The 17,324-nt window shown below is 34.4% G+C and carries 13 protein-coding genes; 11 read left to right on the plus strand and 2 right to left on the minus strand.

Features of this window, described 5'->3' with window-relative positions:
• Positions 1-209 precede the first annotated feature (209 nt).
• The 11 genes from N4A40_09585 to N4A40_09635 all read left to right on the plus strand — a co-directional run bounded on the left by N4A40_09585 (position 210) and on the right by N4A40_09635 (position 14,027).
• Entirely contained in the window at positions 210-629 is a 420-nt protein-coding gene (locus N4A40_09585; protein MCT4662099.1) for a nucleotidyltransferase substrate binding protein, read from the plus strand.
• Positions 630-932: a nucleotidyltransferase domain-containing protein gene (locus N4A40_09590; GenBank protein MCT4662100.1), complete on the plus strand. Its 303-nt coding sequence runs from the start codon at positions 630-632 to the stop codon at positions 930-932. It abuts the gene before it with no gap.
• A 16-nt stretch (positions 933-948) separates the two neighbouring features.
• The gene (locus N4A40_09595) at positions 949-1,728 is read left to right on the plus strand and encodes a winged helix-turn-helix domain-containing protein (GenBank protein ID MCT4662101.1); all 780 of its coding nucleotides are present in this window, start codon (positions 949-951) and stop codon (positions 1,726-1,728) included.
• 123 nt (positions 1,729-1,851) lie between these two features.
• Entirely contained in the window at positions 1,852-2,562 is a 711-nt protein-coding gene (locus N4A40_09600; protein MCT4662102.1) for a response regulator transcription factor, read from the plus strand.
• A gap of 20 nt (positions 2,563-2,582) precedes the next feature.
• Entirely contained in the window at positions 2,583-3,509 is a 927-nt protein-coding gene (locus tag N4A40_09605) for a HAMP domain-containing histidine kinase (GenBank protein MCT4662103.1), read from the plus strand.
• Between the two features lie 114 nt (positions 3,510-3,623).
• Entirely contained in the window at positions 3,624-4,349 is a 726-nt protein-coding gene (locus N4A40_09610) for an ABC transporter ATP-binding protein (GenBank protein ID MCT4662104.1), read from the plus strand.
• Positions 4,342-6,879, plus strand: a complete 2,538-nt coding sequence (locus N4A40_09615; GenBank protein ID MCT4662105.1) for an ABC transporter permease — start codon at positions 4,342-4,344, stop codon at positions 6,877-6,879. The genes N4A40_09610 and N4A40_09615 overlap by 8 nt, the downstream gene beginning before the upstream one ends.
• Before the next feature lie 146 nt (positions 6,880-7,025).
• A complete protein-coding gene (locus tag N4A40_09620; protein ID MCT4662106.1) occupies positions 7,026-10,292 on the plus strand; it encodes an efflux RND transporter permease subunit in 3,267 nt (1,088 codons plus the stop codon).
• Between the two features lie 161 nt (positions 10,293-10,453).
• Entirely contained in the window at positions 10,454-11,560 is a 1,107-nt protein-coding gene (locus N4A40_09625) for an efflux RND transporter periplasmic adaptor subunit (GenBank protein MCT4662107.1), read from the plus strand.
• 75 nt (positions 11,561-11,635) lie between these two features.
• Positions 11,636-13,168: a HAMP domain-containing histidine kinase gene (locus tag N4A40_09630; GenBank protein MCT4662108.1), complete on the plus strand. Its 1,533-nt coding sequence runs from the start codon at positions 11,636-11,638 to the stop codon at positions 13,166-13,168.
• A gap of 160 nt (positions 13,169-13,328) precedes the next feature.
• Entirely contained in the window at positions 13,329-14,027 is a 699-nt protein-coding gene (locus tag N4A40_09635) for a response regulator transcription factor (GenBank protein MCT4662109.1), read from the plus strand.
• Between the two features lie 175 nt (positions 14,028-14,202).
• On the opposite strand, the gene N4A40_09640 is transcribed toward N4A40_09635, so the two are convergent.
• Positions 14,203-16,269 carry a methyl-accepting chemotaxis protein gene (locus N4A40_09640; GenBank protein MCT4662110.1) on the minus strand — a complete coding sequence of 689 codons (2,067 nt, stop codon included), beginning with the start codon at positions 16,267-16,269 and terminating at the stop codon, positions 14,203-14,205.
• A 22-nt stretch (positions 16,270-16,291) separates the two neighbouring features.
• Positions 16,292-17,236 (minus strand): SGNH/GDSL hydrolase family protein, encoded by a 945-nt coding sequence (locus tag N4A40_09645; protein ID MCT4662111.1) that lies wholly within the window; start codon positions 17,234-17,236, stop codon positions 16,292-16,294.
• Positions 17,237-17,324 lie beyond the last annotated feature (88 nt).

Consider the following 17,324-nt stretch of genomic DNA (forward strand, 5'->3'; position numbering starts at 1 on the left):
AATGATTGCACGATTCATGTTTCTTTTGGAAGAAGTATTTAAACACAAAATCACCCCTGTAAATACATTAATTACCAAGTAAATACCCAAACAGACATGTGTGAAACATTTGTGATTAATGCTTACAAGTTCACCTGAACTAAATTAAATGGTATAATTAAGTGGATGGAATAAAAAATAAATTGCGAAGAAAGTGAGGTCTAAAAAAGATGAATCAAGATATAAGGTGGATGCAGAGATATAATAGTTATAAACGTGCACTTTTGCAGCTAGAAGAAGCGATAGTATTGTCTAATGAAAGAAATCTTTCGAATCTTGAGAAACAAGGATTTATACAGGCCTTTGAATTTACTCATGAATTGGCTTGGAAAACAATGAAAGATTTTTTAGAATATAGAGGAAATAATGAAATATATGGTTCTAGGGATGCAGCGAGAACAGCATTTTCTTATGGATTAGTAGAAGATGGTGGACTTTGGATGGAGATGATAAATAGTAGAAATATGACCAGTCATGTTTATGATATGAAAATAGCAGATGAAATTATAGCTATAATTGATCAGAAATATTTTGATGAGATGAAAAAATTCGAAAAGACTATGCAAAAAATTTTAGATGGGGAAAAATAGATGGATATAGGTATTAAAAATTACGAATTGAATAATATTATTGATGTTTTGAAATCATTTGATGAAATTGAATCTGCCATAGTATTTGGATCTAGAGCGAAAGGCAACTATAAAAAGGGTTCTGATATAGACCTAGCGATTAGAGGAAAGAAGTTTAATTTTTCGTTATTGATGACAGTAATAGCCAAACTAGATGAACTATATTTACCATATAAAATTGACTGCATAATCTACTCACAAATACAAAATACAGAGTTACTTGATCACATAGATAGAGTTGGAATAACGATTTACAATAAATAAAAAAAGGAAAGAAAAAATGTCACATATACTTATAATAAAAGAAATACAATACACAGATAAATTAGAAGAACTATTTTCGAAAGAAGATAATATCATAACTACGATAAAAACACTTGAAGACGGATGGAAAATATGGGCGAAAAATCTCAATAGTGAAAATCCCGTAGATATAATATTGATAGAGAGAAGCAGAATAAACGAAGTAGTAGTAAAATTTGGGACGAGAATCAGAAGACAAAGCAATATTCCGATATTGGCAGTATCTGAAGTTGAGCCAGATGTTACGTGCACATCTGAACTTGACAAGCTCACAATAGATTTCGTAACAAGTCCACTTTCAGCAGATATGATTCGAAAAAGAGCTATGAAGTGGATCAAGAAAATGGGTAAACTTCAAGAAAATAAAGAAAAAAATATAGTAGAACAAGTCTGTAGGCGCTTGGATTCTAGCAGGGGGAATATAACAGAAAAAATCTCTGAAAAATCCAAATTTATAGAATCAAGAGGGATAAAAATAGATACAGAAAAAAACCTTGCATGGGATGAGGGGAAGTTACTAGAGCTGAGAGCTAATGAATACAAACTTCTAAAATACTTCATGGAGAACAAAAACCAAATACTAGTGAAACAACAGATTTTGGATGCACTAAAAACAAAGGAAGACAAAACATTAGAGACAAACACTGTAGCTGTTAATATCAGAAGACTCAGACAAAAAGTAGAAAAAAATCCATCAAGACCTACAAAAATCAAAACCATACGGGGGATGGGATATTTGTGGTTTGATGATAAGTAGTAAGATAAACAGCAAGAAAAAATAATTTAAATGCTGGTGAATATAAAACTAATTTATATAAAACTAATTTATATAAAACTAGGTTAGATAAAAATACGAGCATCTGACAGGGGAGAGGAGAGAATGGGTAGAATATTTATACTAGAAGATGATGAAGGGCTTAGCAGGGGAATAGGATACACATTTAGCAAAGACGGACATGAGGTCGAGTATGCCAATAGTATAAACCAAGCGATCAGTAAATGGACAGAGCTTAGAGATAATGATATAGACATAGATATTATGCTACTTGATAGAAACCTACCCGATGGAGATGGAATTTCATTTTGTCAAAGAGTGAGGGAAGAGAGTGACGTGCCGATACTCATGCTTACTGCTAAAGATTTAGAGCTAGATGAGATTGTAGGTCTTGAAAGTGGAGCTGATGATTATATAACAAAACCATTTTCTATAGCAGTTCTGAAACTAAAAGTAGAAAAATGGCTTGAAAGATCATCTAGAGAAGTTATGACAGACGAAGAGAATGAAAGTATTTTGAAATCAGGTTTGGTAAAGATGGATACAAAAAAAATGTGCGTGTATTTGAGAAACGAACCCGTAAATTTGAGTTCGACAGAATACAAACTATTGAAATACTTCTTAGAGAATGCGAATCAAGTACTTATAAGAGATCAAATACTCGATAGACTATGGGATAATGATGGGCAATTTGTAGACGACAATACACTTGCTGTAAATATCAGAAGGCTCAGACAGAAAATAGAGAAAAGCCCATCCAAACCAGAGTACATAAAAACTATAAGGGGTATGGGATATATGTGGGTAGAGAAATAACTAAAATGGGGGACTTAGAAATGGGCGATAAAACAATATTAGCAGTAGGACTGATGACTCTGATAGTGAGCATCGGTTTTTTTATACTTAAAATTAAAAAATATAGACAATCAATAGTAGATATAAGCGTCCTACTAGAAAAATTAATATCTAAAGAAGAATATGATAGAGAACTTTTATTACTAGACACACTAGAATCAAAACTAGCCCATCAAGTACATAGAATTATAAATCAAATGGAGAATGAGAGATCGGAAATAGAGAGAGAAAGAGATTCTATCAAAACTATGATAAGTGATATCTCACATCAGCTCAAAACACCACTTGCAAATATCAGTTTGTATGCAGAACTAATAGGCGATGAAAATATAACTACAGAAGATAGGGAAGAATTCGTAGATAGGATAAAACTGCAGAGTGAAAAGATAGATTGGCTTGTGAAAAACCTCATAAAAGCATCTAGACTCGAATCTGGAATGATAGAATTAGCTGCTAAAAAGAGAAAAGTGAAACTATTAATAGCGTCAACTATAGGAATGGTTTATTCAGATGCGAATGCAAAAAACATAGATATAGAATTTGCAGAGAGCGGTGATATAGAATGCGTATTTGACTACAAATGGACAGAAGAAGCAATAGTGAATGTATTAGATAACGCCGTGAAATACTCACCATCAAACTCCAAAATAAAAATAGAGGTGGTAAAACTCGATATATACACGAGAATAAATATCATAGATCAAGGAATAGGAATAGCAAAAGAAGATTACAACAAAATATTTAAGAGATTTTTTAGAGGGGAAAATGTTCGCGACAAAAACGGTGTGGGGATAGGGCTTTATCTTACTCAGAACATATTAAACAGAGAGGGCGGATACCTCACAATAGAATCAAAAGAAAATATTGGGAGCTGTTTTTCTATATTTCTCAGAAATGAAACAAACTAAAAAGACACTCATTCTTACAGAACTGAAAGAAAGTTTGTAATGGTATTGAAAGCTTAAGCATCTATACTTTAATTAACAAATCAAATCAATACAAAATCATACGGAGGGATGAAGATGTCAGAATACATATTAAAAACGAAAGATCTAAAAAAATACTATGGTAGTGGAGAAAATGAAGTAAGAGCATTAGATGGAATAGATTTGAAAATAAAGAGAGGCGAATTTGTAGCGGTAGTTGGAACATCTGGATCTGGAAAAACCACACTTTTAAATATGCTTGGCGGTTTGGACTACCCTACAGATGGAGAAATCACCGTAGAAAACCAAAACATAAGAGTATTGGATGAAGAAAAACTAACTGTATTTAGAAGAAGGAATATAGGATTCATATTTCAAAACTACAATTTAGTTCCAGTACTTAGTGCTTGGAACAACGTAACACTTCCAATTGGACTCGATGGTCAAATGGAAGACAAAGACTTTATAAACGATATATTTAGCACGCTTGGTATGGTAGAGAAAAAAGAAAAATTGCCAAGTGAACTTTCAGGCGGACAGCAGCAAAGAGTAGCCATAGCTAGGGCATTAGCAACGAAACCAGCATTGATATTAGCAGATGAACCAACTGGAAATTTAGATCAAAAAAATAGCCAAGAGGTTATGATGCTACTTAAAATGGCAAATCAAAAATTCTCACAAACGACTATAATGATAACTCATGATGAAGCTATGGCACAGCTTTGTGACAGAGTAATACATATAGAGGATGGAAAAATAGTCGACGACAAAAATACAGACATAGGGTACTTGAAAGCAAAAGAGGTGAAAAAGAATGCGTAACAACAACACATTTGCTATAAGAAACTTGACGTGGAAATATATAAAAGAAAACAAAAGTAGAAATATATTCGCAATAATTGCTATAATACTGACTACACTTCTTTTTACATCTATATTCACGATATCGATGAGTGTAAAAAATTCATTCGAGCAGGAGACTATGAGGAGAGTAGGAACTAGCTCACATGCAGGGTTTAAATACCTAAATGAAGACCAGATGAATATACTAAAGGAGCATAAACTCATAAAAGAATATGGATATGTCAGAATGCTAGCGATGGCAGAAAATGAAGAACTTATAAAAAGACAGACACAAATTCAATACGAAACCAAAAACTCAGCTGAGTGGGGATTTTTGACACCAAAAGCAGGTAGATTACCAGAATCAATAGATGAAATAGCTACAGATACTATAGTATTGAAAGCACTTGGAATAGAAGCTAAAATAGGTGAAAAAATAAGATTTAGATACACACTAGAAGATAAAACTTACGACGAAGAATTTACATTGTCGGGATATTGGGACGGAGATATGGCCAGCATGGCAAGTATGGTATTGGTATCAAAAGACTACTCAGATAAGATGCTCGCAGGCATAAATCAATTAGAACATCAAAAGATGAGTGATTACTCAGGACTTTACTATTTAAACTTCAACTTATATTCTGAGAAAGATATAGAAGGAGATACTATAAAAATTATAGAAGAAAGCGGATTTGACACTAGGGAGATAGATTATGGAATAAACTGGGCATATGTTTCAACTAGTTTGAATTTCGACGCAAAAATGATACTAGCAATAGTTGGAATTTGCCTTTTGATAATGTTTACAGGATATTTGATAATATACAATATATTTCAGATATCTATAACCACAGATATACAATTCTATGGATTGTTAAAAACCATAGGAACTACTCAAAAACAAATAAAAAAAATGATAAAGACTCAAGCTCTCTATCTATCAGCGATAGGCATTCCACTAGGACTGATTACAGGATATGCAGTTGGAATACTATTACTACCAAGAGTTATAGCTATACTAAATGTCAGCAAACAGAGTATATCTATGGATGCTAGAATATTTGTATTTGCTGCTGTATTTTCACTTATTACCGTTTGGATAAGCTGTAGAAAACCAGGTAAGTTTGCAGCTAAAATAAGCCCTATAGAAGCTAGCAAATGGAACAAAACAGGGAACTTAAACATAAGCAGCTGGATAAAAATACCAACTAAGAACAAAGCGATTCAAATGGGGCAGGCAAACTTAGGCAGAAACCGAAATAAAACACTAGTAGTGATAGCATCTTTAAGTCTAAGCCTCATACTATTAAATTCAGTACATGCCATAGTAAATGGATTTGACATGGATAAATATCTAAAAAAAGATGTGATTTCAGATTATCAAATAGGTCACGCAAAGTATTTTTCAAGTGACTTTAGAGGAGATGATGAGAGCATAGCTCTTAGTGATAGTCAAATTAAAGAAATAGAATCTAAAGAAGGATTTAAATCAGGTTCTAAGGTATACTATTTTAATTTGCCACATACATTAAATGATATCGGGAAGAAACATATACAAGGCATAATAACAGATGAATTCATATCTGAGAGAGATCCAGAAATGAAATATTCATATGAAAAAATGAGAGAAGATGGAGATATATTATTTCAAACGTACGGTATAGATCAGAAATTGATAGAAAAGTTAAAAGTGACAAAGGGAAACATAGACATAGCGAGATTCAATACAGGAAACTACGCAATACTCAGTCCTTACTTTACTGATGCAAATGATTCAAGATCATTTTACGATGTTGGAGACAAAATCACATTAGAAGGAAGAGCGATAGAGGTCATGGCAATAGCAGATATGCCACATGTTATGACTAGTAGATACTCATTTAGTCACAGCGTAGACCTCATACTTTCTTATGAAGGCTTTGAACAAATAGTGATGTCTGCTCAAAAAGATTACGAGTATAAAATAGAAAAACCACTTGTAATGAGCTATATATTCGATGTTGAAAATGAATATATATCAGAATTTGACTCGTGGCTAGAAGAATTCACAAATGACATAAACCCGCAATTAGACTACAAATCAAAGAAAAAATACATTGAGACATTTGATTCACTCAAAAGAACATACACAGTTGTGGGAGGGGTTCTGATAGCGATAGTATCATTGATAGGTCTATTGAACCTAATAAATACAACTATGACAAGTATCATAAGTAGAAAAGCAGAATTTAAACTTCTAAACAGCATAGGTATGACTCAAAAACAAATAAAACAAATGCTACAAGCAGAAGGAATATGTATAGCACTTTACACCAGCATAACGGCAATTACGCTAGGTAGTGTATTGTCATATTTCATAGTAAACACGATAGCCGGAGATATATGGTTTTTTACCTATCATTTCAGCATTTTGCCCATGTTAGTTGGTATAGCTGTATTGTTTGTAGTTTCGGTTAAGATTATGAGTACAAGCAAATGGCAAGTGAAAAATAAGATAGAGAAGTAAATTAGAAGTGATAAGCAAATTTACAGAGCTTATCACTTTTAATATTTCCACTATATTTCTTAATACTTTCTTTAGAATTTATTAGAAGGCTCTTAATTTTTACACTGTATACTTGAAATATAAAGTAAGGATTAGGAGGAAAATACATGAAAGATTTACCAGAATTGAAGCAAGAAAAGAACTTTCTAGGGAAGATTACAGCTTTATTTGTAGACCGATTTAAGCTAGTTTATCTTCTTATATTTACGCTTTTGATGATGGGGCTTTACAGTTATATGGAGCTTCCAAAGGAATCTATACCAGATGTAAGCTTCGATATGATAGTAGTAACAACACCATATGCAGGAGCAGGGCCAGATGACATTAACAACCTCATAGTGGACCCTATGGAAAGCAAATTAAAGGATGTAGATGGAGCAAAATCTGTAAACTCTACTATTGAAAATGGATATGGACAAATAATAGTAGAATTTGAAGAAAACACAGATTTAGTTCAGGCAGAGTCACAGGTCAGAAATGAGATTGATTCAGTAAAATTGCCAGATGGAGCACAGGATCCTATCATCAGTACAATAAGTACTGGAGAAATCCCGATATTCCAAATGACAGTTACTGGAGACTATGAACTAACAGAACTCAAATCTTATGCAGAAGAACTAAAAGACGAGATGGAAAACGTAAAGGGAATCAGACAGGTAGACGTATCTGGTGGATACGAAAGAGAGATTCAGGTTATAGCAGATTTTCCTAGACTTAGAGAATACGGCATAGGACTTTCAAATATTACACAGGCACTACAAGGATCGAACATAAGCTTACCTGCTGGAGACAGTGATATAGATGGAGAACACATAAACATCAGGATAGATGAGAGATTTCAAACTATAGAAGACATCGAAAACTTAGTAGTTTCATCATCTAGCAATGGAAACATACTATTAAGAGATGTAGCAGAGGTAAGAGATCACTACAAAACACCAGATGTATATTCTAGAGTATATATAAGAGAAGAATCTCACAGCGTAGTAGATCACAGAACTACACCAGCTGTATATATATCAGTTTACAGAGAAACAGGATACGACATGATTCAGCCGGCAGCAGAACTTAGAGCAATCACAGAAAATGCACCAGGCACGATGCTACCAGATGACGTAAGACTAGTAATCACAGCAGATCATAGTGAAATCGTAAAAGACGATTTGACTTTAGTCATAAACAACGCCGCTGGAGGACTTATAAGTGTAATCATAGTACTATTTATATTTATAGGACTTAATGAGGCACTTATAGTATCGACAGTTATACCAATTTCACTACTTATAACATTTATAGTAATGAAATTCACAGGACTTAGCTTCAACACGATATCACTTACAGGATTCATAATAGCGCTTGGACTACTCGTTGACAATGCCATTGTAGTAATGGAAAATGTCGATAGACTTAGAGAAGAGGGAGTAGAGAGGGTAATTGCATCTAAAGTAGGAACGAACCAAGTAGCACCAGCGATACTCGCAGCTACACTTACAACAGTTGGAGCATTTGTCCCTATGACAATGTTACCAGGGATAATGGGACAATTCCTATCACAGCTTCCAAAAACTATAATAGTAATACTTATAGCATCACTATTTGTATCAATTATAGTTACGCCAACACTTTGTGCTAAATTCTTGACTCCAGTCAAAAAATTAGGCAAGAAAAAATCACCAAAATACCATAGAATAGCCACAATAATAATATTTGGATTATCACTAATGGCATTTTCAGATAGCTGGCAAATAAGAGGAGTTACAATACTACTTGCAATAGCATTTACTGGAATATACTTTGTGAAATCTAGATTAGAAGAAAAGAACGAAGAAGCGGAAGATAAAGAATCTGCTAGCTATGTTCAAAAATATAGAAACTTCATATACAACTTACTAGCAAATGGCAAGAAAAAAGTTAGCATAATACTAATACTGATAGTTACGCTTATAGCATCGGTAATAACCATTCCGCTAGGACTTTTGAAAGTAGAATTGTTGCCATATGAAGAGCCATCGTCTATAACTATAAAGGCAGAAGCTCCAGTTGGCACTATGCTAGATGAAACAAGTCAAATAGCAGGTCAAATAGAAAAAATACTATACCCATATACCGACATAGACTCATTTACAACTACAGTGGGTGATGATGGAACAAACAAAGTAAAGATAGAAGCAGAGCTTAGAGAAGAAGATGAGAGAGTTCACACAGGACGTGAACTTAAAGAATCACTTAGAAAAAAAATAGAAGAGATACCTGGAGCAGAATACACTATAGAGCTAAAATCATCTACATCAAAAATGCAGATGGGAGCAGCTATCAGCTTGGGACTAAAAGGTAGAAACCTAGAAGAAACAACAAAATACGCAGAAATGTACTATGAAGAACTTCTAAAGATAGATGGAATAGTGCAGCCTAAACTTACAACTGATGGTGGAGTAAAAGAACTAGTAGTAGATATAGATCCAAACAAAGCTTCATTCTACGGACTAGACGTCTCAAGTATAGCAAGTGAAGTTAGATCACAAATATCAGGAAAACAAGCAGGAATATACAAAGAAGATGGCGACGAATACGACATCTCACTATATTACACAGACGATCAAATCACGAGTCAAGAAGACTTTGACAAGATATTCTTCCAATCTAGAAGTGGAGAACTTGTAAACTTCAATGACGTGGCAGAGCTAAGATACGAAGATGGACTTGGCAAACTCAAAAAAGAAGATGGAGATATAGTTGTATACGTGGAGGCAGATGTAATGCCAGGCTACAACTCAGCTCAAATAAACAGACAGCTTCAAAAAGCAGTAAAAGATATAGAACTTCCACGAACAGTTGAACAAGTAGTTGGAGGACAGATGGAAGAGCTTAACAATCAAATAGAAAACATGTCAGTTAGTTTCTTAGTTGCAATAGCGCTTATTTATATAGTATTGGTAGTACAATTCAATTCACTTGTACAGCCAGTAGTAATACTCGCATCAGTTCCATTCTCTATAATAGGAGCTATAGTTGGATTACTTGTAACAGGAAATAACCTTGGATTCTACGCTATGTTCGGAGTAGTTGCACTTGCCGGTATTGCAGTAAATGATGCCATAGTGCTCATAGACTTTGCAAACTACCTCAGAAAAGAAGGCATGGAACTAAGATCAGCAGTTGCAGAAGCAGTAAAAACAAGATTCCAACCAGTAATAGCAACATCACTTACAACCATAGCAGGGGTACTTCCACTAGCGTTATTCAATGCTGCATTTAGTCAGTTAGGATATGCATTGATATTCGGATTAGTAGCATCAACTATCCTTACACTTCTGATAGTACCGATACTCTACTATGGAATTGAGAGAAGATTCGAGAAAAAAGTGAAAAAGTAGAGAGCATAGAAGAAAACTGAAAAATGAAAAGTTTGAAGGGGAACACACGAGGATGCTAAAATACCTAGAGCAAACGAAGGAGGAACATGCGGAAACGTGACAAACACACGGGGAATGACCTGTGTGTTTTACCCCTTGCATTTAAGAGAGGAGAGTTTCATATGAATAAGAAGATAATAGCTATTGCAGGTATAGCTGTAATTGGAGCTGGATTATATATGGGCAGTGCGAGTCTTGATAGAAATACGGTTAGTGCAGAGGATACGCTTAGTCAGAGAGTAGCACTGCCAGTTGAGGTAGTAAATGCAAATTCACAGAATATAGAAGAAAAGCTTTACACTATAGGGTCAATTGAACCAGAAGCACTTTACAACGTAAACGCCAAATCATCAGGTAAAGCGGAGTCGGTTTACTTTGAAGTTGGAGATAGGGTGAAAAAAGATGACGTACTATTTCAAATGGATACAGACGCATTTGACATAAACAAAAATGCCACATTGACTCAGAGATCGAACGCACTAGAAACAGCAAAACTAAACTACAATCAAGCAAAAGACACATTTGAAGATCAAAAAATACTATACGAAAAGGGATTGATATCTAGAATAGAATTTGAGAATTCTCAAAAAACATTTGAGACAGCTGAGATAAACTACAACAATGCTAGAACAGACTACCAATCTCAAGTTTCAAGTTTTGGAGATCAACTAGAAAACTATGTAGTTAAAAGTCCTGTAGACGGATTAATAATAGCAAAGAGCATATCTAAAGACCAATATGCATCTACTCAAAATGGATTTACGATAATACAAGAAGGAAATCTAAAAATAAGCAGCTCTATAACATCGAAATACATTCACAAAGTAAGCGCCGGGCAAAAAGTAGATATATACGTGAACACATTAGACAAAACATATGAAGGTAAAATAGCAAGTGTATCGTATGTAGCACAGAACGGTTCTTATCCTATAGAAGTAGAAATCGAGAGTGATGGACTTATACTTCCAGGAATGTATGCAGAACTTGAAATCCACGTAGATAGCAAAGAAGGCGTGACAACACTTCCACAAGATGCTATCATAAAACAAGGTGAAGATAGCTATGTATACGTAGTTGGAGAAGACAACAAAGCGTACAAAAAATTGATAACTACAGGAATAAAAGAAGATGGCATGATAGAAGTAACAGGTGGTATAAAAGACGATGTAGTCGTAGTTACTACGGGTAAAGAATATTTAGATGAAGGCGTAGAAGTAGCTGTGAAATAAGAAGATAGTGAGAGAAACGGTGGGAATTGAAACACCCACTTTTCACTCACTTTTCTAAAAAAGGCGGGTGTTTTTTTGAAAGAACAAATTAGAAAGCTAATGATAAAAATGCATGTTCGAATAACTCTACTATGGCTAGTGACCGTTATGCTTCCTATAGTTGTTTTTTTAGTTACGCTAGGAACAGTACTAGGACCTAGAAATACATCTTATTTTTGGGACCCAGATAGTATACAGAGAGAAGTTTGGCAGATGGAGGAGTGGAGCAATCAAGAGAAGATATTCAGAAACTTACAGTACACAGCACTCAAAAATCCAGATAAACTTCTGCAGGATGAGTACAAGGAAGAAATAAGAGCACTAGATCTACCAGAAAAACTAAACACATTGGTATTAATTAGAAAAAATGGAGAAATCACCACTATAAATGACTTTGAAACAGAAGCAGGAGAAAAACTTGCAGATAAATTCAGGACACTCACCAACCCGTCACTACCAGAATTCGGTTCTCAAAATGATTTAAACAATGAAGAACTATTCGACAAAACGGGATATGTTGTCAAAAGACAGATTGATTTTTATTTTAGCGATCAGACTGAAGGTAGTGTTTTTGTACTAAACAAAGTAGTGAATATATCAGCTTATGCGAGCAAATTCATCATAAGATACTTTAAAATATTGTTTACTATAGTTATAATAATAATGTTCTTCATATTCATACATGGCACACATTTAATAGTAAAAAAACTTAAAGCAATAATATTAGCTACACATAGAGCAAAAGAAGAAGATTTTAGCTATAGAATAAAATTTAGAGGTTTTGACATGTTTACAATACTTAGTGAGCAAATAAATCACATGCTCGAAACTCTTGAAAAAGGACAAAATGAGCGAAAAAAATTAGAGGAAAACAGACAATCATTTATATCAAATTTGACACATGACTTGAAGACACCTCTAACTGCTATAAAAATACATGTAGATGCTATAGATGATGGCTTGGTTACAAATCCAGAGAAAGAAAAGCAGTACATGAAAAATATACAGAAAAAGCTCAAGGACATAGATAGCATGATAGATGAGCTCAAGATATTTAACGAACTCGATATTGGAAAAGAAAACTACAATTTTTATGAAATAGACTTTGATGCTTACCTCAGAGACTTGATGGAAGAATTTAAATATGAAATTGATCTACAAAAAGTTGTACTCACATACAATTCAAACCCAGAGTGTGATTACATGGTAAATATAGATCCAGAAAAAATGAAGAGGCTTATTTCAAACCTTTGGAACAACTCATTAAAATATGTACAGAGAGAACCTATAAGAATAGATATGCATCTAGAAAGAAATGAAGAAGAGCCTAGCAATTACAAACTGATAATAAAGGACAATGGCAACGGAGTCCCAGAGAATGAATTAGAAAAAATATTTGACCAATATCATAGAGTCGATTCAGCTAGAAATCCCAATATTTCAGGAAGCGGACTAGGTCTTGCCATTTGCAAGAGAATAGTTACAGAACATAGGGGAAGCATATGTGCTAGAAACAATGGTGGTCTAGAGATAGAAATAAATCTTCCACCAAACAATCAGAGCAAATAATCAGAAAAAATGATGGTAAGAAAAGAATACACGGGAACACAATGGGGACGGTGAAATAGGGGAATGAACACACGGGACGGACCTTTTGTGTTTGAATTCTAACACAAAAGGTTTGTCCCAATGAATTCCAAGTAAATTATAGAAATGGGGTGTGTTATTTATGAAAAAAATACTTATAGTAGAAGATGATCAGGCCATTGGAGAAGTTGAAAAAGACTACCTAGAGCTAAGTGGATTTGATGTAACACTTGAGAGCGATGGTCTAGCTGGATTGCAACAAGCCGTTTCAGGTGACTACGATTTGATAATATTAGATGTCATGCTTCCAGGTGTTGATGGATTTAAACTAGCGGAGAGAATTAGAGAAAAGCACGATACACCTATAATGATAGTATCTGCTAGAACTGGGGAAATAGACAAATTGAAGGGATTAGGTCTAGGAATAGATGATTATATAACGAAACCATTTAGTCCTCATGAACTAGTGGCTAGAACGAAAGCGCACTTGAAGAGATATGAGATGATAAAAGCATCAGCAGGAACAACTCCCAAACAAAAGATAGAGATAAGGGGACTTGTAATCTATCCAGAAACCAGGGAGATATTCATGAATGGAGACCCCATTGATCTCACAGTAAAAGAATATGAAATACTAGTGCTTTTGGCATCTGCACCAAACAAAGTATTTACAAAAGATGAGATATTTACAAAAGTATGGGGATATGACAGTGATAGAGATCTTCCGACACTAACAGTTCATATAAGAAAGCTAAGAGAAAAAATAGAATTCAATCCGTCAAAACCTGAATATGTGCAAACCGTTTGGGGAGTTGGATATAAGATTGTGAAAAGCAAATAGAAAAAATAAAATGGCAAGTGAATATATTCATTTGCAATTTCTAAACAGTTATAAGGGCGGACACTTTGTGCTAGAATTTTAGCACAAAGTGTCCGCCCTTATCGCTTCCTTAGAAATCTTGATCAGTTTGTAATTGTTATGTCGTGCAATAAACGGTCTTACTCTCTATCCCTATCTATATCTTAAACTCTCTAACATTTTGCTCAAGTTTAGCTGCACATTCTCTAGCTTCCATGATCTTATCCATTATATCGGCTGCATTGTCACTTGAAGTAGATATGCTAGTCGCTATATCAACAGTTCCAGATGCACCTTCGTTAGATGTTATAGCTATACCATCTATAGCCTGTAGTATCTCCTGTATAGACATCAAAAGTTCTGCAGATCTATCGCTAAAGTCACTTACTAAATCTTCTATAAACTTAGCATCATCATTGTATTTTTCAGATACATCTAGCATTACTTTGTAGTCAGAGCTGATATCTTCAGATACAAACTTCAGAAGCGAATTAGAGCTACTTGAAAGATTTTCAACAGCGCTAGTAACAGAAGAAGTAACTTCTTGAATTTTTAATACAGTAGACTTAGACTCTTCAGCTAAATTTCTGATTTCATCTGCAACTACGGAAAAACCTCTACCAGCTTCACCAGCTCTAGCAGCTTCTATAGCTGCATTTAAAGCCAATAGATTAGTCTGTTCAGTTATTTGCATTATAGAATCTGAAAGCACATCTATTTGCTCGACCACTTTAGAATTTGATATAGCCATTTCCAAATCAGACTTGGTAGATTCTAGTATATTGTGAGTTCTTTGCTGTGAAGAATGAACATCAGAGCTGATACTAGAAGCCCTTTCGCTAATCTGGCTTGCGGAGATAGCTCCACTTTTTGCCTTTGAAGATATGTTTTGAATTATAGCTTCTATTTGAGAAGACGTAGCATTCATCTCTTCCGTAGTAGCTGCAGATTCCTCCATACCAGCCGAAAGCTCTTCTGTAGTAGCAGATACATTTTGTAAATCATTATTCAAAACACTTACATTGTTCAAAATATCATCAGTCGCAGAGTCAATAGTTGCAGACTCATTTTTGATATTTGAAACCAAAAGTAAAAGCGAATTTCTCATGTTGTCTATACCCTTAGCTATGGTTCCGATTTCATCACTTCTAGCTATGAGTTTTGGATCAAGTTTTTCGCGAAAATCACCACTAGCAAGCAACTTTAAATAATTAGCAGATTTAATTATTGGTTTAGTAAATCTTCTAGTTGCTATTGTAATCATAACTATAGCAACAAACAACATACATATAGAAACAATCGCTATCGATACAGAAACCTTGTGAGCACCAGCGCTGAGTTCATATTCTGGCATGAAAGAAGCAATAACCCAATCAGTGCCATCTATATTTTTAGGATTCACACTATATGAAATATCTTCGATATCCAAATAATAAGGACTTGGATTCTCAGAGATTACATTTTCAAGTTCTGGGATATCAATTTCACCCAAAGACTTGAAATTATTATCAGAGTTATGCCCATCTGCCATTACAATTCCAGTATTGTGAACCAACATGAAAAAACCATTTTCACCAATTTTCATAGAATTGAGCATATCACTTATTACAGATTGCTCGACATCTATTCCAATAGTTCCCAAAACATTGCCAGATTCATCAGTATACGTGCGGACATTACTTATAACCATGACCCCGTTAGTACCTCTATAGGGAGCTGTTCGAACAACAGAACCATTTCCGCTCATACCAGCTTTATACCAACCCGATTTGACAGGAGTATAATTAGCTGGAATATTTGCCTCTGGCCAATTCAAATAACCTCCGTCTTTTGTCGCCAAATAAACATATAGAGTATCTGGATTTGATAAAGCATACCTATCGAAAATATGATATATGCCTCTTTCAATATCACCATTTTGAGATGGAGTCATAAAAGTTTCACTGCTCTCATGCTCATAGCTAACTACAGTACCTGCAGTAGCACTCATTGTAAGAGGATTTCGAGCCAAAAAATCGATATCTTTGTCTATTTGGTTATAGAAATTTTGTATAGTATTTTGGGCTAATTTTATTTGATCGTTAGAATTGATTATATAATTATCATAAGCCTGTGTAGATATATAGTGGCTAGACATCATGCCCACTATGAGAAGCGAAATAGATATAATCAATATAGAGCCGAATAGAAACCTAGTTTGTATGCTTTGAAATCGCTTAAACACAATCATACCCCCTTATAAGAAATTACTCGCCTAGTTTTAACTTATCAAACATTGCATCGCCAAGAAGTTTGTGAAATACCTTTGTAAAATGCCATTCATCCCAGAAATAGTACTCATCAGGATTTTCTTTTACAGGTTTTACTTCAGGATAAGTGCTCTGGCAAGGAGTATCCAATACCTTGATGCCGAATTCACTAGGATTTGCAATAACCTTATCACTTACAGTTGTTGGGTTGAAAAGTATCAATGAAACGTTCAATTCGTCTTTAAGTTTCATCATAGGCTCTTCTATAGTAGAATTTATTCTATTAACAAAAGCTTTTGCAGTTTCAGTTCTTTTCGTAGTGATTTCATATGGAACTAGAGAAAGATCCGTACTAGAAACTACAAAAAACTTCTTAGCTCCAAGCTCAGAAAGTCTTCTAACAGCTACTTGTATATTACTTACAGCAGTATCTGCGACATCTTCGATATTTCCTTCCAACTCGTAATCCACGAACTTAAAATAATCATTTCCAGAAGCGAATATAAAATAAAGTGCCTCAGGATCAGCTTTTTCACCATTTAAACTAATTTTAAACTTTTCTATTTGTCCAAGAACACCAGTGTTTCCTAAAACATCCATCCAATCAGAATAATTAAATTCACCAGTAGTACCACCACCAGTTGCATAGTTAGTAAGCTTTACTCCGATATGATCAGTTAAAACTTCTACTGCAGTTTTTCCGTTAGAATATCTATTTTGCCAGTAAAGTTCATCAGAAGGCTTTACATAAGCGGCCTCTGGGTGATTGTCTAAAGCAGTTATGGCAGTAGATATTTCTTTCGCCTGATTATTATCAGAATAACTGTCTCCAAATGCGAACACCTGACTGATATTTTCCTGAGACGCTGGTTTACTTGTTACAAAAAATAGCACAGCGCAAATTAGTGCTATTGGTACTAAATACATCAAAACTTTTTTCATTGAAATACTCCTCCTTGAATTTTCGATAGCACATTAAAATCGACCCCCGCATCGAATCATATGTTGTCGAAATGAATTAAAAATTAAT

Source organism: Tissierellales bacterium, assembly GCA_025210965.1.
In the GTDB taxonomy this organism is placed as follows: domain Bacteria; phylum Bacillota; class Clostridia; order Tissierellales; family JAOAQY01; genus JAOAQY01.

Coding starts and splice junctions, on each gene's coding strand:
- N4A40_09590 (MCT4662100.1), top strand. CDS start 630: ATGGATATAGGTATTAAAAATTACGAATTGAATAATATTATTGATGTT.
- N4A40_09595 (MCT4662101.1), top strand. CDS start 949: ATGTCACATATACTTATAATAAAAGAAATACAATACACAGATAAATTA.
- N4A40_09625 (MCT4662107.1), top strand. CDS start 10,454: ATGAATAAGAAGATAATAGCTATTGCAGGTATAGCTGTAATTGGAGCT.
- N4A40_09610 (MCT4662104.1), top strand. CDS start 3,624: ATGTCAGAATACATATTAAAAACGAAAGATCTAAAAAAATACTATGGT.
- N4A40_09645 (MCT4662111.1), bottom strand. CDS start 17,236: ATGAAAAAAGTTTTGATGTATTTAGTACCAATAGCACTAATTTGCGCT.
- N4A40_09635 (MCT4662109.1), top strand. CDS start 13,329: ATGAAAAAAATACTTATAGTAGAAGATGATCAGGCCATTGGAGAAGTT.
- N4A40_09585 (MCT4662099.1), top strand. CDS start 210: ATGAATCAAGATATAAGGTGGATGCAGAGATATAATAGTTATAAACGT.
- N4A40_09600 (MCT4662102.1), top strand. CDS start 1,852: ATGGGTAGAATATTTATACTAGAAGATGATGAAGGGCTTAGCAGGGGA.
- N4A40_09620 (MCT4662106.1), top strand. CDS start 7,026: ATGAAAGATTTACCAGAATTGAAGCAAGAAAAGAACTTTCTAGGGAAG.
- N4A40_09615 (MCT4662105.1), top strand. CDS start 4,342: ATGCGTAACAACAACACATTTGCTATAAGAAACTTGACGTGGAAATAT.
- N4A40_09605 (MCT4662103.1), top strand. CDS start 2,583: ATGGGCGATAAAACAATATTAGCAGTAGGACTGATGACTCTGATAGTG.